Here is a 24,187-nt window from a genome sequence, read left to right on the forward strand (position 1 = left end):
ACGATCTTGCTCAGGCGAGCCTGACCGACACCTGCTCCACCGAGTCCCGCGCTTCACGCAGTTCGTGAGCGTCCTGGTTGAGCCGGTGAATGGTGTTGAGCAAGCGCTGGCGCAGCACTTCATCGCCGAGCTTTTCAACGGCACGCATCAGGTCGAATGCCGCGGTTTCGTTATTTTCCGCGACGGAATCCAGGGTTTTGCGCAGGTTGCGAGTGGCACGGGTCACGCGGGTCTTCCTTCATCAGCAATGGGGAGGCACTTTAGGACATTCGTGTTTCATTTTAATTTCAATCACTTGTGGCAGTTTTCCCGAGGTTTGATCCATATCAATTGAAACAGGATTTGACCAAAACATATGGATATACGTATATTCGAATTTCCATATGTATGTAGGCAATGGTCATGTCGGAACCCCTTACACCGCCCACCCTGTTCAAATGCCTGGCCGACGCCACTCGCGCACGCCTGACGCTATTGATTCAGCGTGAAGGCGAACTTTGCGTGTGCGAACTGATCCATGCCTTGGACGACAGCCAGCCAAAAATCTCCCGCCACCTGGCGCAACTGCGCAGTTGCGGTGTGCTGCTGGATCGTCGCCAGGGCCAATGGATCTACTACCGCGTCAACCCGGCACTGCCCGATTGGGTGACCCAGGTGCTGGACGTCACCCTGCAAGCCAACCAGCCATGGCTGCACAACGACACACAGCGTCTGGATGCCATGGGCGACAGACCACAACGAGACAGCACCTGCTGCTGAGCCACCGGAGCGTTAATTCATGCTTGTCGCAGTCGCCATTTTTATCTTCACCATCGTCCTGGTCATCTGGCAGCCCAAGGGTCTCGGAGTGGGCTGGAGCGCCACGATGGGCGCGATCCTGGCACTGGCCTGTGGCGTGATCAGCCTGGCGGATATCCCGGCGGTCTGGCACATCATCTGGAATGCCACCGGGACGTTTGTCGCACTGATCATCATCAGCCTGCTGCTGGACGAAGCCGGGTTCTTTGCCTGGACGGCACTGCATGTGGCGCGCTGGGGGCGCGGGCGTGGCCGGCGCTTGTTTGCCTATATGGTGCTGCTCGGCGCCCTGGTGTCGGCGCTGTTTGCCAACGACGGCGCGGCGCTGATCCTCACCCCCATCGTGATGTCGATGCTGCTGGCGCTGCGCTTTTCGCCGGCGGCGACCCTGGCGTTTGTGATGGGCGCGGGGTTTATCGCTGACACGGCGAGCCTGCCGCTGGTGGTGTCGAACCTGGTGAACATCGTCTCGGCGGACTATTTCAAGATCGGCTTCAACGAATATGCCGCGGTCATGGTGCCGGTCAACGTCGTCAGTGTCGCCGCCACCCTGGCGGTGCTGCTGTGGTTCTTCCGCCGCGATATTCCCCAGGCCTACGACCCCGCCGACCTGGCAGACCCCGCCAGCGCGATCCACGACCGCGCCACCTTCCGCGCCGGTTGGTGGGTGCTCGGCATCCTGCTGATCGGCTGCTTTGCCCTGGAACCCCTGGGCATTCCCATCAGCGCGATTTCCGCGGTGTGCGCCGTGCTCCTGCTGGTGATCGCCGCCAAGGGCCACAAGATCTCCACGCGCAAGGTGCTGAAGGAAGCCCCGTGGCAGATCGTGGTGTTTTCCCTGGGGATGTACCTGGTGGTCTACGGCTTGCGTAACGCCGGCCTCACCACCTACCTGGCGACCTGGCTCGATACCTTTGCCACTTACGGCGTATGGGGTGCGGCCATGGGCACCGGCGTGCTGACGGCCTTGTTGTCCTCGGCGATGAACAACCTGCCGACGGTACTGATCGGTGCGCTGTCCATCGAATCCAGCCATGCCGTGGGCGTGGTCAAGGACGCGATGATCTACGCCAACGTGATCGGCAGCGACCTGGGCCCGAAAATCACCCCCATCGGCAGCCTGGCCACCCTGTTGTGGCTGCATATCCTGGCGCGCAAGGGCATCACCATCACCTGGGGCTACTACTTCAAGGTCGGGATTGTGCTGACCTTGCCGGTGCTGCTGATCACCCTCGCCGCCCTCGCGTTGCGCCTGAGCATCTAACGGAGAAACCGCAATGAAAGTCCTGTTCATGTGCACCGCCAACAGCTGTCGCAGCATCTTGTCCGAGGCGATGTTCAACCACCTGGCCCCCCAGGGTTTTGCCGCGATCAGCTCCGGCAGCTTTCCCAAGGGCCAGGTCCTGCCGCGCAGCCTGAGCACGTTGCAGGCAGCGGGTATCCGCACCGAAGGCTTGTACAGCAAGGGCAATGATGCGTTTGAAGGCAGCCCGCCGGATGTGGTCATCACCGTCTGCGACAAGGCGGCGGGCGAAGCCTGCCCGGTGTATTTCGGGCCGGCGGTGAAGGCGCATTGGGGCTTGGCAGATCCCTCGGACGTTCAAGGTGACCAGGCCAGCATCCAGGCGGCATTCGATGCCACGCTGGAGACCATCGCCAGCCGTTGCCGGGCGTTTTTCGCCCTGCCCTTTGCCCGCCTCAGCCCTGGCGAGCTGAAGGTCGAACTCGAGCGCATAGCGCTGCTGGACATGAACACACCCTGACGGCTGGATGGATCCGCTGCGGCGATATGGATTCCCAGCCCTCTGCCAGCGTATGCTCTCGCACTTTCCTGAAAGGACGCGGGCATGCTGACGATCTTTTTTTACGCACTGGTATTCGGTTTTGTGTTTTGCCTCTCCCCCGGCGCGGTGCTGGCGGAGACCTTGCGCCGTGGCTTGCTGCACGGGTTTACGCCAGCCCTGCTTGTGCAGTTTGGCTCGCTGGTAGGCGATGCCGTGTGGGCGGTGATCGGCCTCACCGGCATCGCACTGTTGATCCAACATGACACCGTGCGCGTGCCGCTGACGATCATCTGCGCGCTGTACCTGGCGTGGCTGGGCGTACGCAGCCTGATCGACGCCTGGCACTTGCCCGAAGCCGATGATGCGCCGGCCAGTACTCGGCAAAACGCGCTGGCCGTGGGTGCGGCGATTTCCCTGGCCAACCCGAAAAACATCGTCTACTGGGGGGCACTGGGCAGCGCGCTGTCAGGCATCGTCGGCGCTACGCCCAGCCATGGGCAGACGCTGATGTTTTTCGCCGGCTTCATGTTGGCTTCGGTGCTGTCATGTTTTCTGATCGCCGCACTGGTGAACCTGCTGCGCAAGAATGCATCGCCCATGTGGCAACGCATCAGTTATGGCGCCTGCGGGTTGGTATTGATCTATCTGGCCGTTCTCGCCGCACAGGGCGTATGAAGTTATATATCGGGTAACTTTCGAGTGTCTCTTGTCTGAATGAACTCTGAACACCGGGCTATTTAATTAATCATACGTTGACATTTTGTAACTGCCTGAGTAGATTGCCCCTGCCCGCAACTGGGGCCTTTTTTAACCCTCACAAAAGAAGCCAATGGACACAGTATCCAGTCGCTGTCCGAGCACCGCCCTGGCGGGCATCGGGCGCCCAATCCAGAACATGACAGGACTCGCCTCCCCGGTCCGGTAAGCTGCGCTGGAGCTTGATGCTCCGCCGTAACTGCCTCGCCGGTCGCCCGTCCGGTCCCGAGGTGTGTTATGACCTTCCCAACCCTTGCTTTGCCCGATGTACCCACACTGGCCGCAGCCTTGCGAGCCAAGCGTTGCCATGCCCGCGTGGTTTTTCTGCCACGACGCACGCCCGGCGTTGCCCCCTCCCCCAAAGACCCGCAGAGACCGCCGCTTTTCAGCCTGGGATAGTGCAGAGCGCCCGCGCCGTTCAATCCCGCTGAAACAATAACTTCCTGATCAAGTCCCTGGAGTTCTTTATGAAACTTTCCAGTTGTAGTTCGCTGCGCGCCTTATAACTAACGCGCCAGTAGAAGTTATCCAAGCATCTTATTTAAACCGATCGCGAAGTCAGCGACTCGGCATGCTTTCGCTCGCCTGTATTCAGGCAAGTACCGGGTATGTTTTGTCGAGAATTGGCGACAGGAGCACAGACAATGAGCGCCGTAAAAAACACGCCACTGCAAAAGAAAACCGGCACCGCCAGCGACACCAAACTGTCGATGCGTGCCGCCCGCGAAGCCCACAACGGCCTGTCGGCCACCCTGGCCAACGTACGCGCCACCCAGGATGGCCTGACCGAACTGGACGCCACTGCCCGCCTGCACCGGGAAGGCCACAACGAAGTGGCTCATGACAAGCCGCCTCACGCCATCGTGCAATTCCTGCAGGCCCTGAACAACCCGTTCATCTACGTGTTGCTGACCCTGGGCGGCATCAGCTTTTTCACCGACTGCTGGCTGCCGATGCAGGACGGCGAGGAAGCCGACCCCACCAAGGTCGTCATTATCATGACCATGGTCCTGCTCAGCAGCCTGCTGCGCTTCTGGCAGGAGCACCGTTCGGCCAAGTCCGCCGAAGCCTTGAAAGCCATGGTTCGCACCACTGCCACGGTGCTGCGCCGTGAGCAAGTGGGCAGCCAGCCCACCCTGCGCGAAGTGCCGATGCGCGAGTTGGTGGCCGGCGATATCGTGCAGTTGTCGGCTGGTGACATGATCCCTGCCGACATCCGCCTGATCGAGTCCCGCGACCTGTTTATCAGCCAGGCGGTGCTCACCGGCGAAGCCTTGCCGGTGGAGAAGTACGACACCCTCGGCGACGTCACGCAAAAATCCGCCGGGCCGGTAGCCGCCGACCAGGGCAACCTGCTGGACCTGCCGAACATCTGCTTCATGGGCACCAATGTGGTCAGCGGCCGCGCCAAAGCCGTGGTGGTGGCGACCGGGCCGCGCACCTACTTTGGCTCCCTGGCCAAGGCGATTGTCGGCTCCCGGGTACAGACCGCATTCGATCGCGGGGTGAACAGCGTCAGCTGGCTGCTGATCCGCTTCATGCTGGTGATGGTACCGATCGTGTTCTTCCTCAACGGCTTCTCCAAGGGCGACTGGGGCGATGCATTTTTGTTCGCCCTGGCGGTCGCCGTGGGCCTGACCCCGGAAATGCTGCCGATGATCGTCAGCGCCAACCTGGCCAAGGGCGCCACGGCGATGGCCAAGCGCAAAGTAGTGGTCAAGCGCCTCAACGCGATCCAGAACTTCGGCTCGATGGACGTGCTGTGCACTGACAAGACCGGCACCCTGACCCAGGACAAGATCATCCTCGAGCATCACGTCAACGCCTTCGGCCAGCGCGATGATGCGGTGCTGTCCCTGGCCTGGCTCAACAGCTACCACCAGAGCGGCATGAAAAACCTGATGGACCAGGCCGTGGTGCAGTTCTCGGAGCAGAACCCCAGGTTCCAGGTGCCGTTTGCCTACAGCAAGGTCGATGAATTGCCGTTCGACTTTGTACGCCGTCGCCTGTCCATCGTGGTCAAGGACGCTGCCCACGACCACCTGCTGGTGTGCAAAGGCGCCGTCGAGGAGATGCTGGACATTGCCACCCACGTGATGGAGGCCGGCAGTGCAGTGCCTCTGGATGAGCGCCGCCGCGAGGAATTGCTGGCGATCGCCAATGACTACAACGAAGACGGCTTCCGCGTGCTGGTGGTGGCCACGCGCAACATTCCCAAGGCCCTGGCCCGCCAGCAGTACACCACCGCCGATGAGCGCAACCTGGTGATCCAGGGCTTCCTGACCTTCCTCGATCCGCCCAAGGAAACCGCCGGCGCGGCGATTGCAGCCCTGCAGCAGATCGGCGTGGCGGTCAAAGTCCTTACCGGCGACAACGCCGTGGTCACCAGCAAGATCTGCCGCCAGGTCGGCCTCGAGCCAGGCCGGCCGCTGCTGGGGGTGGAGATCGAGCTTATGGACGACGCCACCCTGGCGCGCCATGTGGAGGAGCGCACGGTATTTGCCAAGCTCACGCCGCTGCAGAAATCCCGGGTGCTCAAGGCCTTGCAAGCCAACGGCCACACCGTCGGCTTCCTCGGCGACGGCATCAACGATGCACCGGCATTGCGGGATGCCGACGTGGGTATCTCGGTGGACAGCGGCACGGACATCGCCAAGGAATCGGCCGACATCATCCTGCTCGAAAAGAGCCTGATGGTGCTGGAAGAAGGCGTGCTCAAAGGCCGCGAAACCTTCGGCAATATCATGAAGTACCTGAACATGACCGCCAGCTCCAACTTCGGCAACGTGTTTTCGGTGCTGGTGGCCAGTGCATTCATCCCGTTCCTGCCGATGCTGTCGATCCATCTGCTGCTGCAGAACCTGATGTACGACATCTCCCAGTTGGCCCTGCCGTGGGACAAGATGGACAAGGAGTACCTGGCCAAACCACGCAAGTGGGACGCCAGGAACATCGGCCGCTTCATGATCTGGATCGGGCCGACCTCGTCGATCTTCGACATCACCACCTTTGCCCTGATGTGGTACGTGTTCGCCGCCAACAGCGTGGAAATGCAGACCCTGTTCCAGTCCGGCTGGTTTATCGAGGGCCTGCTTTCGCAAACCCTGGTGGTGCATATGCTGCGCACCCGCAAGATTCCGTTCTTCCAGAGCACGGCCGCATGGCCGGTATTGATGATGACCGGAGTGGTGATTGCGCTGGGCATCTACGTACCGTTCTCGCCCCTGGGCGCCCTGGTAGGCCTGCAACCGCTGCCGCTGGCGTACTTCCCGTGGCTGGTCGGCACGCTGCTCAGCTATTGCTGCGTGGCCCAACTGATGAAAACCCTCTACATCCGCCGCTTCAAGCAGTGGTACTGAGTTCCCCCGCCGTTTAAACGGTGGCGGTCGCCCGGCCGCCACCGTGCATTACAAGGAATAGGATCATGCGCGTCTTGATCTGTGCCGGTCGTCATTACGCCGACTGCAAAAAGTCCCGCCAAGTGCTGGACGCTTACCACCGCCTGCGCCCGGTGCAGGTGCTGATTCACGGCGGCAACCAGTTCCTCGGCAGCGCCATCGAGGACTGGGCGCGGGAACTCGGCATCGACGTGGTGCGCTACCCGCCCAACTGGCAACGCCACGGCAAGCAGGCGGAGCGCCAGCGCAACCATTTCATGCTGACCGACAGCCGCGCGGATGTGGTCATCGCGCTGCCAGGTGGTGACGACACGTCGGAGCTGGTCTGCCAGGCCAGGGCCAGCGGCATTTCGGTGCTGAGCGTAGAGAACTGATATTCAAGCGAGGTGCATCATGCACAACAAACACACCCCGAAGCGCCCGGACGGGTTTGCCAAATACCGTGCGCGGCACTATCGCGGCGCGCGCCAGACCCTGCTGCTGTTGCCGCCGGCAAAACAGCGAGCGCTGCGGCGCAACCTGCTGTTTATCGGTATCACCCTGGGTTCGATCCTGTTAATCGCCCTGGTGTCCAAGGCCCATGCCGCCGGTGGCGCCTATGTGGTCGATGACGGCGCAATCAACGCACCGGGTGCCTGCAATCTCGACGCCTGGTACAGCGCCGACCGGCACGCCGGCAACACGCACACGGCAACGCTGTCTCCCGCGTGCACATTCAGCGCACTGCCTTCGGTGCAGTGGGGCGCGGCGCTGTCACGGGCCGACAGCGCAGGCCGGGGCGAGACCCAGGTGAGTCCGCAACTCAAGGCGCAGGTGCTGTCACGGCAAGACCTGGGGCTGGAAATGGCGATCTCCGCCGGGGCGCATCTTGCCCTTGATCGACGACACGGGTTCGACGGCGCCGACTTCACCCTCCCCTTGACCTGGCAACCGCTGGCACCCCTGCGCTTGAACCTGAATACCGGCTGGGCCCATGCCTACAACGACGGCGAGCCAACCCAGCGCCTGACCTGGGGCACCGGCGTCGAGTATCAACTGATGGATGTCCTTACGCTGATCGCTGAACGTTACGGCCAGGAAGGCGGTGACCAGGCCTGGCAAGCAGGGCCGCGCCTGCACCTCGGGGAATTTGTCGACGTCGACCTGGTGCTCGGGCGCGACCTGGGCGGTGAACGCAATCAATGGCTGACCACCGGTGCGACGCTCAGGTTTTAGGCCTGGCCTGCTGCTCCCGGTGCAGTTGCCGTGGCGGGTCGTCCAGGTAATTGCCTTATGATGGCGGCACCATTGCCAACGAGGGGTAAAGCACGTGGACCGTATCGAACAAATGACGCTGCTGGCGACCTACAACCAGTGGATGAACCACAAGGTCTATGACGCGGCTGCCAGGCTTACGGACGATGAGTTGCGCGTGGACCGCCAAGCGTTTTTCGGTTCGGTCTTCGGCACGCTCAACCATCTCACGTTGGGCGACACCGTCTGGCTCAAACGCTTTGCCCTGCACCCCGCCGGCTACGCGGCGCTGGCGCCGCTGAACAGCTTCGCCGCGCCGTCGGACCTCAAGCAACTGGCGTTCACCGACTTGGATGAACTCGCCGCCCGGCGGCGTTGGCTGGACCAATTGATCATCGATTGGGTACACACCCTGCGCGAACCCGACCTCGACCATCGCCTGCACTACCACAACATGCGCGGCGCGGCGGCCAGCAAGCCGTTCGGCGCCCTGCTGGTGCATTTTTTCAATCACCAGACCCACCATCGAGGCCAGGCCACCACGCTGCTGACCCAGGCCGGGCAGGACGTGGGCGATACGGACCTGCTCGCCTTGATTGACTGAACTCAGCGAGCGCTGAATTCGGCATAGGCCTGCAGCAACCGTGCAAAGTCCTCGGGTTGCGGCAACCGCTCGAAGCTTTCGACTGCCGGCGTGGTAGCCCAGGCCAGTTTTTCGCGGGTCCAGGTTTCCATAAAGGGCACGTACTCCGCGGCATTATCCAACAACGTCGCACGCACGTTGACGAACTCATCGATGCCATGGGGGCGGGTAAACAGCCAGCTCATGCAGTGCGGGCAGCAATAGTGACGATCGACCCCGTGCAGGCCGCCGACCACCGGGCAGCCCTGGGTCACCGTGAACGCGCTGGCGGGAACCAGTGCACTGAGGGAGAACGCACTGGCGGTCATCTTCTGGCAGCCGGTGCAGTGGCACGCCATGGTAATCACCGGCGCCTGGCTCACGCTGAAGCGCACCCGGTTACAACGGCAACTGCCTTCCAGGGGCAGGGTTTCGACGCTCATCACACACTCCTTTTCATGATCAGTGGCGTGGCAGGGTAGCGCCGAGGCGGGGGTGTTGAACAGGTCCGGGGGCAAAACCGAACGCCACTGCGCCCATGGGGTCCTAACTTCAGGTGCCGGGATTTTTCAGCCCCGCCCTCCCCGCGTGCATTGTGGGTTTACCGATGTGCGTACCCAATAAGAAGGAGACGCTTACATGGTCATTCACTTCAAGGTTGCCGGGCATCTGGCCTGCGGCCATCACGGCAATAACCTGCCCTCCAGCACCGAGCTGAATCGGGTCAAGTGCCGCACCTGCCGCAACACCGATGCCTACAAGGAAGCGCGCCGCAACCAGCGCAACGCCGCACGCCGCGCTTCACGCCAGGCCAAGACACACACCAGCACCGACTGGCGCAGTGCCTGGACGCAGCGCCTGACCGACCTGCCAGGGCGACAACGCCTGCCCCGCGGCTTCGGCGCACAGCCTTTCGTATAAGCCAGAAACGCAGAAGCCCCGGACAAACCGGGGCTTCGTTTTCAATCAATCATCATTGGACATCGGCCTGTTGCGTGCCTGGTAACCCGGCAACGTGGCGGCATACGCCAGTGCCTGTTCACGGGAATTGAAGGACGCCAGCCGATCCTGGGGCGTACACACCCGCCATGGCCCGAAATTGACCTGCACGATGTCGTATCCATTCAGGTGCAGCTTCTTCAGCAGTGGAGCGCTCATAGTCACCTCGCTTTCCTGAGATTTCCCAGCGTTGCACGCCCTACCTTACACCCGCATCCAGGCTCATGACTGACCGCATGTCGCGGCGGCCAGGCTACTTGACCTTGCTGCTCAAGGTATCCAGGCTGCGCTTGAGATCATCCAGGCTGCGCTTCAAACCGTCGATGTCGTTTTTCTGCCGTTCGATCGTGCTGTTCTGATCCTCGACCGTGCGCTTGAGGCTCGCCAACTGGCTGTCACTGGAACTGGCGCTCGAACCGTCCCTGCGCTTGAACTCATCGAACGCGCGGTCCTGCCCCTCCAGCTTGCCTTTCAGGCCTTGTACCTCACTCTCGGTACGTTTCTGCGCAGCCTGCAGCTGTTCAATATCCCCCACCGAAATGCTCGACGCCTTCAACACATACTGGTTGCCCGCCTCCAGCGAAGCCCCCGTCAACCGGTCACCGCCTGACGCGCTGAAATCCCCCCACTTCACCGCACTCCCAGCCTGTGCCGTACCGGCCAACAATCCCACGACACCTGCAATAACCATCCAATAGCGCCTGTGAACACTGAGCATCAACTGATTCCTTTCCAGACGGCCGGGATGGCATATCGCTATGACTGTCATTTATGCCGCTTGTTCCCGTGCAGTAGGAATCCTCTGGTTCGCCTGTTAAAGCCGATGTAGATCACTGATCTGCCAAGCTTTTTCATACGCCGTCCATGCAAGAAAGCGGCAGCCCGACCTTGCGTCGAAGCGCCTGGATCTATATATTCCCAACCCTGCAACAACGCGCTACCGCCCGAATGGCGAAACTGGTAGACGCATGGGACTTAAAATCCCCCGCTCGTAAGGGCGTCCCGGTTCGATTCCGGGTTCGGGCACCATCTCTAGTTCCACTGACAGCCAGTAAAGTCCATGGAACCCTTTAAAACCCGCCACTTGGCGGGTTTTTTCGTTTATGGCGTTCCGTTGGTTTCCAAGTGATTCCGGCATTTTTAAGGGGAAGATCTGGGGTACAGGTCAGTTCGATAATAGGTAGTACCCTTATGTCGCACACTACAACTCTTCTACCTGACGCAGCTTTTCGAACAGCCAAACCGCGAGACCGCGCTTATAACCTTTTTGATGGAGAAGGTCTCTCTCTTAGTGCAAGCCAACGGTGGAAAAGCTTGCAAGTTATCTAAAGAATCCGGGACGATTCCGTTTGCCAGATACGGGTTGCTCAACAGCATACGAAGGCGCACTGAATACCAGCCACTGCCATCCTGGAGTCCGTCGGAGATCGCCATCCGCGATCGCTCGCACATTCGGTGCGAATGGGGCCAAAAAAGCTTTATCGACCTGAAAACACCGCCCTAGAGCCCTGTCAAAATGTTCTTCGGCGACCCTGAGAGCCTTTAACGCCAGGTTACGCCGACGTTCAGACAAATAGTGTTGCAGGGCACGTTTCTCGATGTTGGTGCGCTTCCGACGTTACACGATCGCTACGGTATTTCTACCCATGCTGTGCGCGTGCAGATCAAGGGTTGATCATAGGATTTAAAACTGCAGGGGCTGAATCATCCCCCTTGAACACCGACAGTCTGTTTTGGGGTAAGCGTTATGCCTGAAAAGGCTGTTCCGAACAAAAAATTTCCGAGAAGAACTAGAGGAGAACGGGTCAGATTTGGGCAACTGATGGAATGACGTGCACGTTGGAACCACTTAAGCTGCTGGCTGCCATGCATTCTTCCAGAGGCTAACAATGTCATTTGATCTGCACCACTTACTGCTGGTATTCACAGCCTACATTGTGGGAGCTGCCAGCCCTGGCCCCAGCAACATGCGAATCATGGGCGTTGCCATGCACCAAGGCAGAAAACCTGCGCTGATGCTTGCAGCCGGAGTCATCAGTGGTTCTTTTTTTTGGGGATCAATGGCCGCCACAGGCGTCTCGGCCATTCTGCTTCAATTCGCAGAGGCACTCTTCGTACTCAAGATCGTCGGCGGAGCATACTTGTTGTTCCTAGCCCTGAAAGCGGGACGTTCTGCCCTGACACCTGACGAGAAAATTGAGAAAGCGCTGGCCGCAGCACCGCCTATCTCGGGTTTTGGCCTCTATCGGCGGGGCTTGCTTATGCACCTGACCAACCCAAAGGCTTTACTGGGTTGGATCGCCACGATGACGCTCGGTCTGGGACCACAAGCGACACCTGAAACAGTTATGATCATCCTGGCTGGCTGTGCCGTGTTGAGCATTTCTATTTTCTGCGGTTATGCGATCGTTTTCTCTACGGCGCCGATGATTCGGGGTTATCGCAGGGCGCGTCGATGGATTGAAGGCACCCTTGCGTTGGTCTTTGGCGCCGCAGGTTTTAAGCTTCTACTCTCCCGCACCTGATTTAACGCTTCCCTCTGTGGGGGATGGCCTATGTTCGAAAGCCATCCACCAACTGCTGGAGTCGTGTGGCTTGTCGTTCAAGATCATCACAGGCAAGCAGTGTGGCGTGCAGGTTTGCCACCCCTTCCTGGTTGAGGGTTTTGATCTCGGTGATGTCCATGTTCAGTGAGTCGATAACTGAAGTTTGCTCTTCCGTTGCTGTCGCTACCGACTGGTTGATTCCGTCAATCTCGCCGATGCGCTGACTGACACTGCCCAGCCGCTCACCGGCCTGGTTGGCGATAATCACACCGTCCTTACTGTAGCGCTCGCTTTCGTTCATGGTGAGTACCGCCTCACGTGCGCCCATCTGAAGCTCTGCAATCATTGAATGGATCTCCTGGGCTGAGGTCTGAGTGCGGTAAGCCAGGCTGCGGACCTCGTCCGCTACAACAGCAAACCCACGCCCGGCTTCACCCGCCCGCGCGGCCTCGATTGCGGCATTAAGTGCCAACAGGTTGGTCTGTTCGGAAATGCCTTTGATGACTTCAAGAATCCGCCCGATATTTTCCGTCTTACCATTCAGCGCTTCTATGTTGCTGCATGACGTGCGGATTTTCCCCGAGAGCGCGCCCATGGCATTTATCGTTTGGGTCACTACCTCACGACCATCTTCAGCCTGGCACCGGGCATCCGACGCCTGGAGGGAAGCATCACCCGCGTTACGCGCGATTTCCTGGGCCGCCGCGCCGAGTTGGTTAATCGCGGCCGCAATACTGTTGGTGCGATTGGCCTGGTCGTCCGAGTTTGCCATGGAGGCACTGGAGGTCTGCGTTACGTGCCTGACCACTTCATTGACGTGCTCGGTGGCAGAAGACACCTCACGTATTGAGCGCTGGATGCGCTCCACAAAAAGGTTGAAGTCTGCGGCCAACTCTCCGAACTCATCTTTCGAGTGTGCACCCAAGCGGCGGGTAAGGTCGCCCTCTCCCTGGGCGATATCCCGCATGGTTGTACCCATCAATCTCAGGGGCCGCATCAGTACGCGAATAAGCAGCCCCAGCAGAAGCAGCGTGGTCGCCACGGCAACAATCATCGATAAAATGGCGGAAGTGCGAAAATCATCAAGTGCCGCATAAGCTTTGCTTTTGTCGATGCACAAACCGATATACCAGTTCACCGAAGGCAGTCCCTTGATCGGCGAGAACATCAAAACTTGAGGTTTTCCGTCCTGCTCCGTCTCGCTGATATGAGAGCTAAGGGATGGCGTGTTCAGCGGGTAAATATCGTTCAATTGCTTCATCACCCGTTCTTTTTCGGGATGAACCAGCACCCTGCCATCTGCGTTGACCAGAAAGGCATAGCCCATTCCACCCAGGTCGAGCGAGCGGACTATGGTCGACAGCGTCTCAAGTGTCAGGTCCCCGCCTACCACCCCAAGCGCCTGGCCATCGTGACTGACCGGCGTTGCAATGGTCATCATCAGTTGCCCTGTCGTCACATCCAGGTAAGGTTCGGTCAGCGTTGTCCCTCCGGCAGCCATTGCGTCGGTATACCAAGGCCGGGTGCGAGGATCATAATCAGCAGGTAGATCGTCCTCTGGCCTGATGACGAAACTGCCGTCACGACTGCCTAGATAAGTGAAGGTGAACGTCGAGAGCAACGACTTCTGCTCCAGCAGCCGCGTGATGTGTTGCGACGCGGGATCATTGGCAACCGTCTGGGCAACATGATCAACCAGAAGTATTCGCCCGGAGAGCCAGGACTGAACACTTGCAGCAGTGATCTTGCTCATTTCCTCGAGGTGGTTTTCAAGGTTCGTTCGGATGGTTTTGCGTTGAATCGAGTCGTTGTAAAGCGTAAAAAGCGAAAACGCTGCGACAACAACGGATGATGCCGCAAGCAATACCTTATGACTGAACTTCAGGTTCGCAATCATCATGGTTTATCCATAGGCTTGGGGTGTTGTAATTGTTATTCGATACCGAGGTGCGTTGATGACGGCTTGATGACGGCCAACTGTGGATAGGCCACCAGTTTCTCGATGTGCAGTTCAGTGCTCTCAAACCAGCATTCAGTGATTGATCGGAAATGCTCCATATCCCGGCAGCGTATCCGCAGGCAGTAATCAAGCGCACCACTCACCAGGTGACACTCAATGACTTGCGGGCAAGCAATGATAAGGGCCTCAAATGCTTTTTGCGTGTTGCTTCCCCTGCCCTCAGCCAGTGTCACTAGAACCACCAGTGACAAACCGGGCGATAGCTTATGCTCGTCAATGAATGCCCCGTAGCCGCGGATGACGCCCAGCCTCTCCAGCTTGCGAACGCGTTGCTGACAAGGGCTCTCGCTCAAGTGCACCAGCGAGGCAAGTTTTTTATAGGTAATACGCCCGTTACGGCGCAGTACATCGACGATGGCCTCGTCGATGCGTCCCAAACACTCCGGGGGCCCGTGGATCTTCCTTCCGCTGGTCATAGCCAAGGTATTTCACTTCAGCCCGTTGGAGAGAAACTGCTGCAGACGTTCACTTCTGGGATTATCCAGGATCTCAGGTCCGCCCTGCTCTTCAACCAGTCCCTGGTGAAGAAACAGCAGCTGGTTTGACACTTTGCGTGCAAACCCCATTTCATGGGTCACCATGATCATGGTGCGCCCCTCTTCAGCAAGGCCCTGGATGACTTTGAGCACCTCGCCCACCACCTCTGGGTCGAGCGCCGAGGTGGGTTCGTCGAACAGCATGACCTCGGGCTCCATGGCAAGGGCACGGGCAATCGCTACCCGCTGCTGTTGACCTCCGGAAAGAAACGCAGGGAACTGATCGGCAACACGGGCAGGCAAGCCGACTTTATCCAAGTACCGCCGGGCACGATCTTCTGCGTCTTTTTTGCTGACGCCTAGCACCCGCCGCGGGGCAATGGTGATGTTTTCCAACACGGTCATGTGTCCCCACAGGTTGAAATGCTGGAAGACCATGGCCAAGCGGGTACGCAGCCGTTGCAGCTCGCGGTCATCCGCCACACGTAATCCTGCATGATTTTTAACCATGCAGATCTGCTTGCCATCCAAACTCATGGCGCCGTCGTTGGGTGTTTCGAGGAAATTGATACAGCGCAGGAACGTGCTCTTCCCCGAGCCACTGGCGCCGATCAGGCTGATGACATCGCCCGTTTTGGCTTGCAGGGAAACACCCTTGAGTACTTCATGGGTACCGTAACTTTTGTGTAGCCCGTCAACCGTCAATTTGTACATGTTCGCAATCTTCCTCTAAGCAGTTCGGGAGCGGCCCTGTCAGACACAGGACTCAGTGAGTCGGCCCTAAGAAAGCCAACCAATGACGTTCGGCAATTCGGAACAAACCGACCAGCGCAAAGGTCACCGCCAGGTAAATCAGCGCCGCAATCCCAAACGATTGAAAGGTCAAGAAGGTCGCAGAGTTAGCGTCACGGGCGACTTTGAGAATGTCCGGAACCGTGGCGGTGAATGCCACAGTGGTCGAGTGCAGCATCAGGATCACCTCGTTGCTGTAATACGGCAGCGACCGACGCAAGGCTGACGGCATAATCACAAACGCGTAGAGCTTCCATCCAGAGAGGCCATACGCTTTTGCAGCCTCGACCTCCCCATGGGCGATGTTGCGAATAGCCCCGGCAAATATCTCCGTGGTGTAGGCGCAGGTGTTCAGCGCGAAGGCAAGAATGGTGCAGTTCATCGCATCGCGAAAGAATGCATCCAACACAGGCTGAGCACGTATTGCGGCCAGGCTATAGATCCCGGTGTAGCAGATCAGCAGCTGGATATAGAGCGGTGTACCCCTGAACAGGTAGGTATAAAACTGCACCGGCCAGCGCACATAAAACCTGGACGACACGCGTGCGATGGACAGTGGGATAGACACGATAAATCCGATGAAAAGCGATGCACTGAGCAACCACAATGTCATGGCCAGACCAGTGATTTGCTGGCCATCGCTGTAGACGAATGACCTCCAGTACTCCTGCAGTAGTTCGATCATCGCACCGCCTCCCGTGAACCGGCGGCGTAGTATTTTTCCAGACAGCGCAGGATGAAATTGGAGGCGCTGGTGATGATCAGGTAGGTCAGTGCAGCCAGTACCAGGAAAAAGAACAATTGGTAGGTGCTTTTTCCTGCGTCCTGGGCAGCCTTTACCAAATCAGCGAGGCCAATGATCGACACCAACGCGGTGGCTTTGAGAATCACCATCCAGTTGTTGCCAAGACCCGGTAAGGCAAACCGCATCATTTGCGGGAACACCACGAAGCGAAAACGCTGTGTGCGACTTAACCCGTAGGCGGTAGCAGCTTCAACCTGGCCACGGGGTACCGCCAGCATGGCGCCGCGGAAAGTTTCGGTGAAATAGGCGCCGTAGATAAACCCAAGGGTGATGATTCCTGCGACGAAGGGATTGATTTCGATGTACTCCCAGCCCAACGCCACCGTGATGACCGTCAGCCAGGTTTGCAGGCTATAGAAAATCAACAGCATCAGTACCAGATCGGGCACCCCACGAATCAGCGTGGTGTAGAGCTGCGCTGGCAGGCGCAGCAGCCTAAGACTGGACAGTTTGGCGCTGGCCCCAATCAGCCCGAGCAATACGCTGAGCGCCAGGGCGGATAGGGACAGCTTGACGGTCATCCAGGCGCCTTCGAGCAGCAGTGGGCCGAAGCCTTGCAAGCTGAATGCAGACAGCCCCAATGCGCCTAATAGTGTTTCGAACATGATCAACAACCTATAGCGAAAAACGCCCATCCAGCGGACGAGCGCCGGGTGGTTATTTACCGCTGTAAAGATTCAGATCGCCAAAGTGCTGCTTCTGGATCGAATCATAGGTGCCATCGTCGTGAAGGGCCTGGATCGCTTTATCCAGCAGGGCCTTGAGCTCTGCATTGCCCTTGGCGATGCCGATGGCTGTCTTGGAGGGAAGATAAGGGCTCTCTACCGATGGGCTCATTTCGTAATCAGTGCCCAGGGGTGAGTTGATAAAACCCAGTTGAGCTTGAAGCGCATCCTGCAGGGATGCATCCAGCCGCCCCGCTACCAGGTCGTAATACACCTGGTCCTGGTTCTGATAGGACTGGATTTTTACCCCGGCTTTGTCCAGCACGGCCTTGGCGTAGGCTTCCTGGATACTGCCTTGAAAATAGCCAACCGTTTTGCCTTTGAGTGACACCACATCTGTGCTCAGGCCCGAACCTTTCTTGAACACATAGGACGTGAACCCGGAAAAAAGCTCGTTTGAAAAATCAATGGCTTTTTCACGAGTGGCCGTCACGGTCATGGATGACAGGATGCCGTCGAACTTGCCGGCCCTGAGGCCCGGAATCAGGCCATCAAAATCGCTTTCCACCCAGATGCATTTGACTGAAAGCCTGGCGCAAATCGCGTTGCCCAAGTCAATATCAAATCCCTTGAGGCTGCCATCGGCGGCCTTGGACTCAAACGGTGCGTAGTTGGCATCTACGCCGAAACGCAAGGTGGAGTATTCCTTGGCAGACACTGCACTTGTGCACAACGCCAAGCCCATTACTAAATACAGTTTCTTTAGCGAAATCATAATTACATCCCTAGATATTGTAGTTGGATTAAGGGCAGTAAACATCTGTCAGCATTAACCGTGACACTCATTATTATTTAGCGAGACCTGCGTCTCGACTTGAACGTTACCTGAGTACGACGACTTTACGAATATGGCAAATTGAACGTTATCACGAGCAAAATGCTCGCCTTTCAAGCAGACACCAGCTTCATCATTAACAACCCACTGACAATCAATACGGCCGCCACGATACGCAACAGCGTGGCGGGTTCACCCATGAAGAAAATACCCGCCGCAAAAGCGCCCACAGCGCCGATCCCCGTCCAGATGGTGTACGCCGTACCCAGCGGCAAGCTCTTCATCGAGAAGGATAAAAGCGCGAAACTGGCAATCACAGTGACAAATGTAATGACTGTGGGCACTAACCGCGTAAATCCTTCAGATTGTTTCATCGAAAAAGCCCACACGACTTCAAATAGTCCTGCAATGATCAAACTCACCCAAGCCATGAGCAACTCCCAAACAATAAAAAACGCAAAGACTGTCCGCGCCAGGCGCAATTAAAACGTCAACGTTATTAAAAAGACCCCCGCGAGGACGGGGGTAAAGACGGGTTGACCAAACCCTAGTTCCGTGACGCTATCAACTAAATCACTTGAATGTTGCGTCCAGCGCGAACGCAATATCCTTGATCAAGTCATCTGGATCTTCCAATCCGACAGAAAAGCGCAAATGACCATACTCGCGGAACTCTTCAGGGTACTTGTCAAAGCCACCTCGACCCTCTGCCCCTACGTGCACGATCAGTGATTCGTCATGCCCTAATGAAACGGCCGACGTGATGATGCGCAGGTTCGAGACAAAGCGATTCTGGGTGTCAGGATCGCCCTCTACGGCAAACGCCATCACAGCACCATAGCCTTTGCCCGCAAATTGCCGGCGCGCCAACTCATGCTGCGGGTGGGAAGGCAAACCGGGGTAGTAGACATAGGCAATCCGATCGTCGCCATCCAGAAACTGGGCCAACTTTTCGGCCGTGTTCAGCAATTGCTTCAAGCGCAGTGGCAACGTGACCGAACCGCGCATGATCATCCACGCGTTGAACGGCGAAATGGTCGCGCCGAGGTCAACCAATGCATCATTCTTGATCTTGTTGATCAACGGATCGGAGCCGATCACCACCCCGCCCATGGCATCACCATGGCCATTGATGTACTTGGTCAATGAGTGGATGACGAAGTCGACACCATGTTGACTTGCACGAAAAAATGGAGGCGGCGTGAATGTGGCATCCACAGAGATCAGCGCGCCATGGGCGTGTGCAATCTCAGCCAATACGGCAATGTCCGCAACTTTCGTGGTGGGGTTGGCAATCGTTTCAGTGTGGATCAGCTTGGTATTGGGGCGAATGGCGTTACGTACCGATTCCAGGTCACCGACGTCTACGAAGGTTGCCTCAATGCCGTAACGTTCAGGCAGTAGTTCGGCGAAAAGCCGCCAGACTGCCTGGTAGGTGATGTCACTGACGATGACGTGATCACCACTTTTCAAGAATGAAAAAAATACCGAGTGCAAGGCGGCAACACCGGTCGCGAATACCACCGCGTCTTCACACCCTTCAAGGGCTGCGAGTTTCTTCTCAAGGCAAACCTGGTTGTGGCCTTGATTGCGTGTGTACACGAGCCCGTCCGGGCTCGACCAGTCCATGGTCGCCGGATCTTCCGGCAAGAGATAGGAGTTTGCCATGACCAATGGTGTACGGACGGCGCCACTGGTGACATCCGCGACATTGCCGCCATGAACAGCCAGCGTCGCTGCAGATAATGTCGAAAGATTGTGCTTGTCGGGGCGCATGTCGTTTCCTCTTTATTGTTGTGTGTTTCATTCTTGAGTTGAGTGAGTTGCTTAGCTTCCACTCACACCGTTAATGCAAACGACCTTGGGTTGGGTCATGTCTTCGTAAGCGAAACGTACGCCCTCACGGCCCATGCTCCCGTACTTGAAACCGCCGAAAGGCATTGCATCAAAGCGGTAGTCGGAAGAGTCGTTGATCATCACCCCGCCCGCCTCCAGTCGTTTAGCGGCGGTCAATGCAACCTTCAGATTGCTGGTGAAGATCCCGGCATGCAGGCTGTATTCTGGTTCGTTAGCCAGCGCCAATGCTTCATCCAGGGAGCCGACGCGCTGGAGGATGACTACCGGGCTGAACACTTCTTCGCACCACAACTTGCAATGGCGGTCGACGCCTTCCAGCACGGTAGGTGAATAGAGCGAGCCGTTACGTGTGTTGCCAACCAACAACGTGGCGCCTTTGGCAATGGCGTCATTGACCACTTCCTCGGTACGCTTGGCTGACGCCTCGGTAATCATCGGCCCTACGTCCGTCTGCTCATCTGCAGGGTTGCCGACGATCAACTTAGAGGTCTGTTCAACAAAGCGCGTTTTGAAGGCTTCATAGAGTGAAGCTTCGATGAGGATCCGTTGGGTACCGATGCAGTTTTGTCCGGCCGCCCAGAAAGCCCCCGACACGCATGAATCAACGGTTTCATCCAAGTCACAATCAGCCATCACGATGACCGGCGCGTTACCGCCAAGGTCCATCGCCAGCTTCTTGAGGCCAGCTGTACGAGCGATCTGCTCACCCGTGACAAAGCCGCCGGTGAAAGACACCATGCGCACTGCACGGTGGGCCACAAGAGCCTTGCCCAGGGCGCCGCCGCCTGTCGCGACGGTGACAACAACCGGAGGCAGACCCGCGTCGACCAAGCACTCCACCAGCTTGATCGCTGATAGCGGTGTGAGCTCAGACGGCTTGAGAACAACTGCATTTCCTCCTGCAATGGCAGGCCCTAATTTATGCGCGACCAGATTAAGCGGGTCGTTGTAAGGGGTGATGGCGACGATGACGCCCAACGGTTCACGGGTGAACCAGCCCTGACGGGATTCAGACCCGACATAGGCGTCAAAAGGAATGACTTCACCGGCGTTGCGCTTGGCTTCTTCGGCAGACAACTTCAAGGTGTTGACGCAGCGCAACACCTCCTTTCGCGCCTGCTTCAGCGTTTTTCCCGACTCCGCGACGATCAGTTTGGCAAAGGCGTCTTTGTCACGCTCGACTGAGCTTGCAGCCTTTTCCAAGATACGCGCACGCTCATGGCGTGGCAGATCCTTGGCAATCAAGGCGCCTAAAATGGCGGTGTCAACTATCGTGGTAGCGGAGGATGCGGGTATGTCTGCCACTTCACCCACCTTGCTGCCGTCAAACGGGCTGAGCACCGTAATGGCCTTATAATCAGCAGCGAGCGAGAGACTCAAGCTATTCATGATTACTTACCTGACGTGGTTTTGTGGTTGTGGATGCTTACGATGTCGGCGAGCAAGGCAAATGCGGTTTCAAAACGACCTGCCCCCGCCCCCACTACAGTGACGGGACCGAGAATGGCCGTGTTGAAGGTAATTGCGTTGGTGGCTCCGCTCACGGCTGAGAGCGCGTCGTTCGCCGGTAAGAGCTGGGGACTCACCGATGCCGAAATCGAACCATCGCTCCGTTTCTCTGCGCTGCCAATCAGCTTCCAGCGGGCATTTGCTTTCGTCGCCTCGGCAATATCCTTGGCCGTGATTTCAGAGATCCCTTTGCACAAGACATCGCTTGGTTTGAGTTTTGCGCCCAGTAGTTCATTGGCGAGGATGACGACCTTCAAGCGCACATCGTGCCCTTCTACATCCGCTGTTGGATCGGCTTCGGCGTAACCCAACTCCTGGGCTTTTGCGACAGCACTCGAGAAGTCCAACCCCGTCTCCATGCTGGAGAGGACAAAGTTTGACGTGCCGTTGAGGATCCCCTTGAAGCCGGTGATTTCCGAGCCTGCCAGTGACTCCTTGGCCAAACGGATAACCGGGGTCCCGCTCATGACAGAACCTTCAAATTCAAAGCGGGCGCCGGTGCTATCGGCCAGCGTCTTCAAGCTTTGTGCATGCAGCGCCACGGGCCCTTTGTTGGTGGTCACGACACTGACGCCCTTTTCCAGAGCCCAGCGGCAGAAGGTCGTAGCCGGTTCACCATCCACAGGATTGGTGAACGTTGCCTCAGCGACAATATCGGCGCCAGAGAAGCGGATAACGGTTTCGTTTGCCGGCTCAGCAGTCCCGCCGGCCAGGGTCCTGAAACTGCCTTTAGCAGCAGGCACTGCTGCCAATTCACGAGCGTCCAGGCCGTCTTTGTTAATGATCGAACCGAGGTAAAGGTCACTGACACCGACAATCTTCAAGGTAAAACCTAATTCATCGGCCCAACGCGAATTCTTATCGGCAATAAGCTGGGTCAGCGCGCGGTTAACGCCACCAAATCCAAGCAACGCAATTTTGTATTCAGTCACGACAGGGTTCTCATTGTTATGTTGTGGTGCTGAGATAGTAAGCCGCCAACTTAACTTTACGAATATGGCAAACAGAACGTTGTTGCGAGCAAAATGCTCGTGCAACAGCGCAACTTGCTATTTTGTGCTCGACAGAACAAAAGACGTTACGGTATTCAGGACTCCCGGCAGCGTCGAGATCTCACTCCATACCCTGTGGATACGATCTGCATTCATCGCCTGAACCGTCAGTACAATATCGAGGTCGCCACTCATCACATTGCAGGAAATAACTTCAGGCATTGCACCAACGGAGCGAACAACTTCTGAATCTCGCATACGATCCTTACGGTAAACGAAGATTAATGCATTAATGGGTCCTGCATCGGCTGAGGGCATACCTTTAATAATTGTGTAGCCTCGGACATACCCATCGCGCTCCAATCGCTCAATCCGCAGCCTGACTGCGTTCCTGGACAAATTGACTTTTAGGGCAATATCGTTGTGGGCCAACCGTGCATTGCGAGTTAGCTCCTCCAAAATCTTTTCATCAACCTTATCTAAAACACGTTTCATCTCTGGCTCCGGACTTATAACGAGTGAGACTCCGTGTCTTTTGATAAGGCCCTGACCAGTGAGATCAGCGACCTGACGTCGTTGGGAATTGAAGTACAGTCTTGTTCGGCTACTGCAGGAGCACCAACAGTATTTATGTGGCCAACAACCTCTGACTTTTGGGTTGCAGTGCCAACTTTCGACGGATGTGTGGTTGCCAGGCAAATCATGGGGATCATCAAGCTGCGTCTGTTTATACGTGCAGCGCGCAAGCCGATAGCGGTATTGGGACTGACCAGATATCCACTCTCTGCAAAGACCTCATGAATACAACTGAATGCGTCTGCATCGTCCACAGCCAATGAGTCAAACAGTTTGCGTGCCTCCAACCATTCATCCTGCGCTAACTGAATAGTGCCCTCGCCTTCTAGCAGCTGCATATTACGAGCTACTTTTTTTCCGCATCGATTTAAGATGCTCCACTGTATGCGCTCAAAATTAGAGGCCAATGAAACATTCATAGTGGGGATTTTGGTAGCACGAATCTCATTTCGCCTGTAAAAATTTGATTGGAGAAAATTATGCAGTCCGGCGTTAGCATTCGTGGCAACGATAAGCTGTCGAATGGGCAGCCCCATTTGCTTGGCAATATAACCAGCATACAGGGCGCCAAAATTTCCAGTCGGGACACTGAAAGCAATCTCTCTTTTAGGCGCACCGAGTTGAAGAGCAGAATAGAAATAGAACGACAGGTGCGCAAGCACGCGAACCCAATGCACTGAGTTGAACGAAATGAGATGCTGCTGCGCATCATTATTTTTTTTCAGGAACTGCTCACACAAACGATGACAATCAGAATAGTCTCCGTCAATCTCAACATTCACAACATTATCTTCGTGCGTACTCAGTAAGCGTCGGCGGTCCTCCGCCGTCAACCCCGTGGAAGGATGCAATACCAACAGCGTAACGCCCTTCATTCCCGAAAATGCTTTTATTGCTGCAGCGCCAGTATCTCCACCGGTACAACCTATAACCAGCGCCTTCTTCCCAGACCTCAGCAAATTATGATCGATAAAGCGAGCCATCAATTGAAGGCCGACGTCTTGATAGACGCCTGACGGCCCATGAAACAATTCGAGTATCCACTCGTTACTCGCGGTCTGGTAAAGCGGTGTCACTGCGTTACTTTTAAAACAATCAAAAGTCTTCTCAAGGATACGAGACAACTGATCCCGCTCGATCCAACCTCCCAGAAAGGGCTCGATTACGTAGCGAGCCAATTCATGGAAGGGCAACCATTCGAGCTTTGAGAGCTCCTCCTTTTTGAAGCGGGGAACCTTGTGCGGCACGTACAAGCCCCCGTCAGGCGCGTACGCCCCCATCAGCACCTCGCTGAATTCGTACGTTCTACCAGGGGTCCGTGTGCTGACGTATTTCATGATCCAAGACACCCTCAAGCTATTCCCGAGCGGGCCACCTGCAAGCTGGGTCTTCGCCGGAATTCAATGCGGTAGCGTTAATCGCCTTTGATCCAGCTTCAAGCCAACGACCAAAAAAGTCAATATATCGACTATAATATCTCACCAACGGTATTCCGTTCCTGATACACGAGCCCCCCTTTTGCAC

At 57.1% G+C, this 24,187-nt stretch carries 26 protein-coding genes, 1 tRNA gene and 2 pseudogenes; 12 read left to right on the forward strand and 17 right to left on the reverse strand.

What is annotated here, in order from left to right; translation table 11 throughout:
* Positions 1–10: 10 nt before the first annotated feature.
* Positions 11–226, reverse strand: coding sequence for a hypothetical protein (locus FX984_RS02650; protein WP_025856028.1), 216 nt, complete (start codon positions 224–226; stop codon positions 11–13).
* A gap of 176 nt (positions 227–402) precedes the next feature.
* On the opposite strand from FX984_RS02650, the gene FX984_RS02655 reads away from it, so the two are divergent.
* The 8 genes from FX984_RS02655 to FX984_RS02690 all read left to right on the forward strand — a co-directional run bounded on the left by FX984_RS02655 (position 403) and on the right by FX984_RS02690 (position 8,573).
* Positions 403–759 (forward strand): metalloregulator ArsR/SmtB family transcription factor, encoded by a 357-nt coding sequence (locus FX984_RS02655; protein WP_027606607.1) that lies wholly within the window; start codon positions 403–405, stop codon positions 757–759.
* 19 nt (positions 760–778) lie between these two features.
* Positions 779–2,062, forward strand: a complete 1,284-nt coding sequence (locus FX984_RS02660; RefSeq protein ID WP_027606608.1) for an arsenic transporter — start codon at positions 779–781, stop codon at positions 2,060–2,062.
* Between the two features lie 13 nt (positions 2,063–2,075).
* Entirely contained in the window at positions 2,076–2,561 is a 486-nt protein-coding gene (locus FX984_RS02665) for an arsenate reductase ArsC (protein ID WP_092357934.1), read from the forward strand.
* 84 nt (positions 2,562–2,645) lie between these two features.
* Entirely contained in the window at positions 2,646–3,257 is a 612-nt protein-coding gene (locus tag FX984_RS02670) for a LysE family transporter (RefSeq protein ID WP_092357932.1), read from the forward strand.
* 725 nt (positions 3,258–3,982) lie between these two features.
* A complete protein-coding gene (mgtA, locus tag FX984_RS02675; protein WP_146476317.1) occupies positions 3,983–6,697 on the forward strand; it encodes a magnesium-translocating P-type ATPase in 2,715 nt (904 codons plus the stop codon).
* Between the two features lie 65 nt (positions 6,698–6,762).
* Positions 6,763–7,110 carry a DUF2493 domain-containing protein gene (locus tag FX984_RS02680; RefSeq protein WP_027606612.1) on the forward strand — a complete coding sequence of 116 codons (348 nt, stop codon included), beginning with the start codon at positions 6,763–6,765 and terminating at the stop codon, positions 7,108–7,110.
* Between the two features lie 19 nt (positions 7,111–7,129).
* Positions 7,130–7,951, forward strand: a complete 822-nt coding sequence (locus FX984_RS02685; RefSeq protein ID WP_146476316.1) for a hypothetical protein — start codon at positions 7,130–7,132, stop codon at positions 7,949–7,951.
* A 94-nt stretch (positions 7,952–8,045) separates the two neighbouring features.
* On the forward strand, positions 8,046–8,573 hold the full coding sequence (locus FX984_RS02690) for a DinB family protein (RefSeq protein WP_027606614.1): 528 nt from the start codon (positions 8,046–8,048) through the stop codon (positions 8,571–8,573).
* A 2-nt stretch (positions 8,574–8,575) separates the two neighbouring features.
* Here FX984_RS02690 and FX984_RS02695 read toward each other — a convergent pair whose 3' ends face one another.
* Positions 8,576–9,034, reverse strand: coding sequence for a GFA family protein (locus FX984_RS02695; RefSeq protein ID WP_146476315.1), 459 nt, complete (start codon positions 9,032–9,034; stop codon positions 8,576–8,578).
* A 196-nt stretch (positions 9,035–9,230) separates the two neighbouring features.
* Here FX984_RS02695 and FX984_RS02700 point away from each other — a divergent pair, with 196 nt between their 5' ends.
* Positions 9,231–9,512: a hypothetical protein gene (locus FX984_RS02700; RefSeq protein ID WP_146476314.1), complete on the forward strand. Its 282-nt coding sequence runs from the start codon at positions 9,231–9,233 to the stop codon at positions 9,510–9,512.
* 45 nt (positions 9,513–9,557) lie between these two features.
* Here the strand turns inward: FX984_RS02700 and FX984_RS02705 are convergent, their stop codons facing one another.
* On the reverse strand, positions 9,558–9,749 hold the full coding sequence (locus FX984_RS02705; RefSeq protein WP_092357922.1) for a DUF2188 domain-containing protein: 192 nt from the start codon (positions 9,747–9,749) through the stop codon (positions 9,558–9,560).
* 94 nt (positions 9,750–9,843) lie between these two features.
* Positions 9,844–10,281, reverse strand: a complete 438-nt coding sequence (locus tag FX984_RS02710) for a hypothetical protein (protein WP_223841591.1) — start codon at positions 10,279–10,281, stop codon at positions 9,844–9,846.
* Positions 10,282–10,532: 251 nt separating this feature from the next.
* On the opposite strand from FX984_RS02710, the gene FX984_RS02715 reads away from it, so the two are divergent.
* From FX984_RS02715 to FX984_RS02725, 3 genes and pseudogenes are all read left to right on the forward strand, one after another.
* Positions 10,533–10,619: transfer RNA gene (locus FX984_RS02715), tRNA-Leu, on the forward strand.
* A 523-nt stretch (positions 10,620–11,142) separates the two neighbouring features.
* A pseudogene (locus FX984_RS32635) lies at positions 11,143–11,265 on the forward strand (transketolase family protein); the annotation flags it as partial.
* A gap of 214 nt (positions 11,266–11,479) precedes the next feature.
* Positions 11,480–12,115 carry a LysE family translocator gene (locus tag FX984_RS02725; RefSeq protein ID WP_027606619.1) on the forward strand — a complete coding sequence of 212 codons (636 nt, stop codon included), beginning with the start codon at positions 11,480–11,482 and terminating at the stop codon, positions 12,113–12,115.
* Positions 12,116–12,143: 28 nt separating this feature from the next.
* Here FX984_RS02725 and FX984_RS33065 read toward each other — a convergent pair whose 3' ends face one another.
* From FX984_RS33065 to thrC, 13 genes and pseudogenes are all read right to left on the reverse strand, one after another.
* Positions 12,144–12,908, reverse strand: a complete 765-nt coding sequence (locus FX984_RS33065) for a methyl-accepting chemotaxis protein (protein WP_371263382.1) — start codon at positions 12,906–12,908, stop codon at positions 12,144–12,146.
* Between the two features lie 93 nt (positions 12,909–13,001).
* Positions 13,002–14,036 (reverse strand): annotated as a pseudogene (locus FX984_RS33070) (HAMP domain-containing protein); the annotation flags it as partial.
* Positions 14,037–14,068: 32 nt separating this feature from the next.
* On the reverse strand, positions 14,069–14,572 hold the full coding sequence (locus FX984_RS02735) for an Lrp/AsnC family transcriptional regulator (RefSeq protein WP_146476493.1): 504 nt from the start codon (positions 14,570–14,572) through the stop codon (positions 14,069–14,071).
* 12 nt (positions 14,573–14,584) lie between these two features.
* Positions 14,585–15,346 (reverse strand): ABC transporter ATP-binding protein, encoded by a 762-nt coding sequence (locus FX984_RS02740; RefSeq protein ID WP_027606621.1) that lies wholly within the window; start codon positions 15,344–15,346, stop codon positions 14,585–14,587.
* Positions 15,347–15,398: 52 nt separating this feature from the next.
* Entirely contained in the window at positions 15,399–16,109 is a 711-nt protein-coding gene (locus FX984_RS02745; protein ID WP_027606622.1) for an ABC transporter permease, read from the reverse strand.
* A complete protein-coding gene (locus FX984_RS02750) occupies positions 16,106–16,834 on the reverse strand; it encodes an ABC transporter permease (protein ID WP_027606623.1) in 729 nt (242 codons plus the stop codon). The genes FX984_RS02745 and FX984_RS02750 overlap by 4 nt, the downstream gene beginning before the upstream one ends.
* Before the next feature lie 52 nt (positions 16,835–16,886).
* Positions 16,887–17,669 carry a transporter substrate-binding domain-containing protein gene (locus tag FX984_RS02755; protein WP_146476312.1) on the reverse strand — a complete coding sequence of 261 codons (783 nt, stop codon included), beginning with the start codon at positions 17,667–17,669 and terminating at the stop codon, positions 16,887–16,889.
* A 173-nt stretch (positions 17,670–17,842) separates the two neighbouring features.
* Positions 17,843–18,160, reverse strand: a complete 318-nt coding sequence (locus tag FX984_RS02760; RefSeq protein WP_027606625.1) for a DMT family transporter — start codon at positions 18,158–18,160, stop codon at positions 17,843–17,845.
* A 142-nt stretch (positions 18,161–18,302) separates the two neighbouring features.
* Entirely contained in the window at positions 18,303–19,505 is a 1,203-nt protein-coding gene (locus FX984_RS02765) for a trans-sulfuration enzyme family protein (protein WP_146476311.1), read from the reverse strand.
* Between the two features lie 51 nt (positions 19,506–19,556).
* Positions 19,557–20,975, reverse strand: a complete 1,419-nt coding sequence (locus tag FX984_RS02770) for an aldehyde dehydrogenase family protein (protein ID WP_146476310.1) — start codon at positions 20,973–20,975, stop codon at positions 19,557–19,559.
* A gap of 2 nt (positions 20,976–20,977) precedes the next feature.
* Entirely contained in the window at positions 20,978–22,027 is a 1,050-nt protein-coding gene (locus FX984_RS02775) for a homoserine dehydrogenase (RefSeq protein WP_092357208.1), read from the reverse strand.
* Between the two features lie 117 nt (positions 22,028–22,144).
* Positions 22,145–22,582 (reverse strand): Lrp/AsnC family transcriptional regulator, encoded by a 438-nt coding sequence (locus FX984_RS02780; RefSeq protein ID WP_027606629.1) that lies wholly within the window; start codon positions 22,580–22,582, stop codon positions 22,145–22,147.
* 14 nt (positions 22,583–22,596) lie between these two features.
* Positions 22,597–24,000, reverse strand: a complete 1,404-nt coding sequence (thrC, locus tag FX984_RS02785) for a threonine synthase (RefSeq protein WP_146476309.1) — start codon at positions 23,998–24,000, stop codon at positions 22,597–22,599.
* Positions 24,001–24,187: the final 187 nt, after the last annotated feature.

Origin of the sequence: Pseudomonas marginalis (assembly GCF_008692035.1) — a bacterium.
Taxonomy (GTDB): domain Bacteria; phylum Pseudomonadota; class Gammaproteobacteria; order Pseudomonadales; family Pseudomonadaceae; genus Aquipseudomonas; species Aquipseudomonas marginalis.

Excerpts from the sequence above, each read along its gene's own strand:
- FX984_RS02655 (WP_027606607.1), top strand. The coding sequence starts at position 403 with ATGTCGGAACCCCTTACACCGCCCACCCTGTTCAAATGCCTGGCCGAC.
- FX984_RS02660 (WP_027606608.1), top strand. The coding sequence starts at position 779 with ATGCTTGTCGCAGTCGCCATTTTTATCTTCACCATCGTCCTGGTCATC.
- FX984_RS02665 (WP_092357934.1), top strand. The coding sequence starts at position 2,076 with ATGAAAGTCCTGTTCATGTGCACCGCCAACAGCTGTCGCAGCATCTTG.
- FX984_RS02670 (WP_092357932.1), top strand. The coding sequence starts at position 2,646 with ATGCTGACGATCTTTTTTTACGCACTGGTATTCGGTTTTGTGTTTTGC.
- mgtA (WP_146476317.1), top strand. The coding sequence starts at position 3,983 with ATGAGCGCCGTAAAAAACACGCCACTGCAAAAGAAAACCGGCACCGCC.
- FX984_RS02680 (WP_027606612.1), top strand. The coding sequence starts at position 6,763 with ATGCGCGTCTTGATCTGTGCCGGTCGTCATTACGCCGACTGCAAAAAG.
- FX984_RS02685 (WP_146476316.1), top strand. The coding sequence starts at position 7,130 with ATGCACAACAAACACACCCCGAAGCGCCCGGACGGGTTTGCCAAATAC.
- FX984_RS02695 (WP_146476315.1), bottom strand. The coding sequence starts at position 9,034 with ATGAGCGTCGAAACCCTGCCCCTGGAAGGCAGTTGCCGTTGTAACCGG.
- FX984_RS02700 (WP_146476314.1), top strand. The coding sequence starts at position 9,231 with ATGGTCATTCACTTCAAGGTTGCCGGGCATCTGGCCTGCGGCCATCAC.
- FX984_RS02705 (WP_092357922.1), bottom strand. The coding sequence starts at position 9,749 with ATGAGCGCTCCACTGCTGAAGAAGCTGCACCTGAATGGATACGACATC.
- FX984_RS02710 (WP_223841591.1), bottom strand. The coding sequence starts at position 10,281 with ATGGTTATTGCAGGTGTCGTGGGATTGTTGGCCGGTACGGCACAGGCT.
- FX984_RS02725 (WP_027606619.1), top strand. The coding sequence starts at position 11,480 with ATGTCATTTGATCTGCACCACTTACTGCTGGTATTCACAGCCTACATT.
- FX984_RS33065 (WP_371263382.1), bottom strand. The coding sequence starts at position 12,908 with ATGGCAAACTCGGACGACCAGGCCAATCGCACCAACAGTATTGCGGCC.
- FX984_RS02735 (WP_146476493.1), bottom strand. The coding sequence starts at position 14,572 with ATGACCAGCGGAAGGAAGATCCACGGGCCCCCGGAGTGTTTGGGACGC.
- FX984_RS02740 (WP_027606621.1), bottom strand. The coding sequence starts at position 15,346 with ATGTACAAATTGACGGTTGACGGGCTACACAAAAGTTACGGTACCCAT.
- FX984_RS02745 (WP_027606622.1), bottom strand. The coding sequence starts at position 16,109 with ATGATCGAACTACTGCAGGAGTACTGGAGGTCATTCGTCTACAGCGAT.
- FX984_RS02750 (WP_027606623.1), bottom strand. The coding sequence starts at position 16,834 with ATGTTCGAAACACTATTAGGCGCATTGGGGCTGTCTGCATTCAGCTTG.
- FX984_RS02755 (WP_146476312.1), bottom strand. The coding sequence starts at position 17,669 with ATGATTTCGCTAAAGAAACTGTATTTAGTAATGGGCTTGGCGTTGTGC.
- FX984_RS02760 (WP_027606625.1), bottom strand. The coding sequence starts at position 18,160 with ATGGCTTGGGTGAGTTTGATCATTGCAGGACTATTTGAAGTCGTGTGG.
- FX984_RS02765 (WP_146476311.1), bottom strand. The coding sequence starts at position 19,505 with ATGCGCCCCGACAAGCACAATCTTTCGACATTATCTGCAGCGACGCTG.
- FX984_RS02770 (WP_146476310.1), bottom strand. The coding sequence starts at position 20,975 with ATGAATAGCTTGAGTCTCTCGCTCGCTGCTGATTATAAGGCCATTACG.
- FX984_RS02780 (WP_027606629.1), bottom strand. The coding sequence starts at position 22,582 with ATGAAACGTGTTTTAGATAAGGTTGATGAAAAGATTTTGGAGGAGCTA.
- thrC (WP_146476309.1), bottom strand. The coding sequence starts at position 24,000 with ATGAAATACGTCAGCACACGGACCCCTGGTAGAACGTACGAATTCAGC.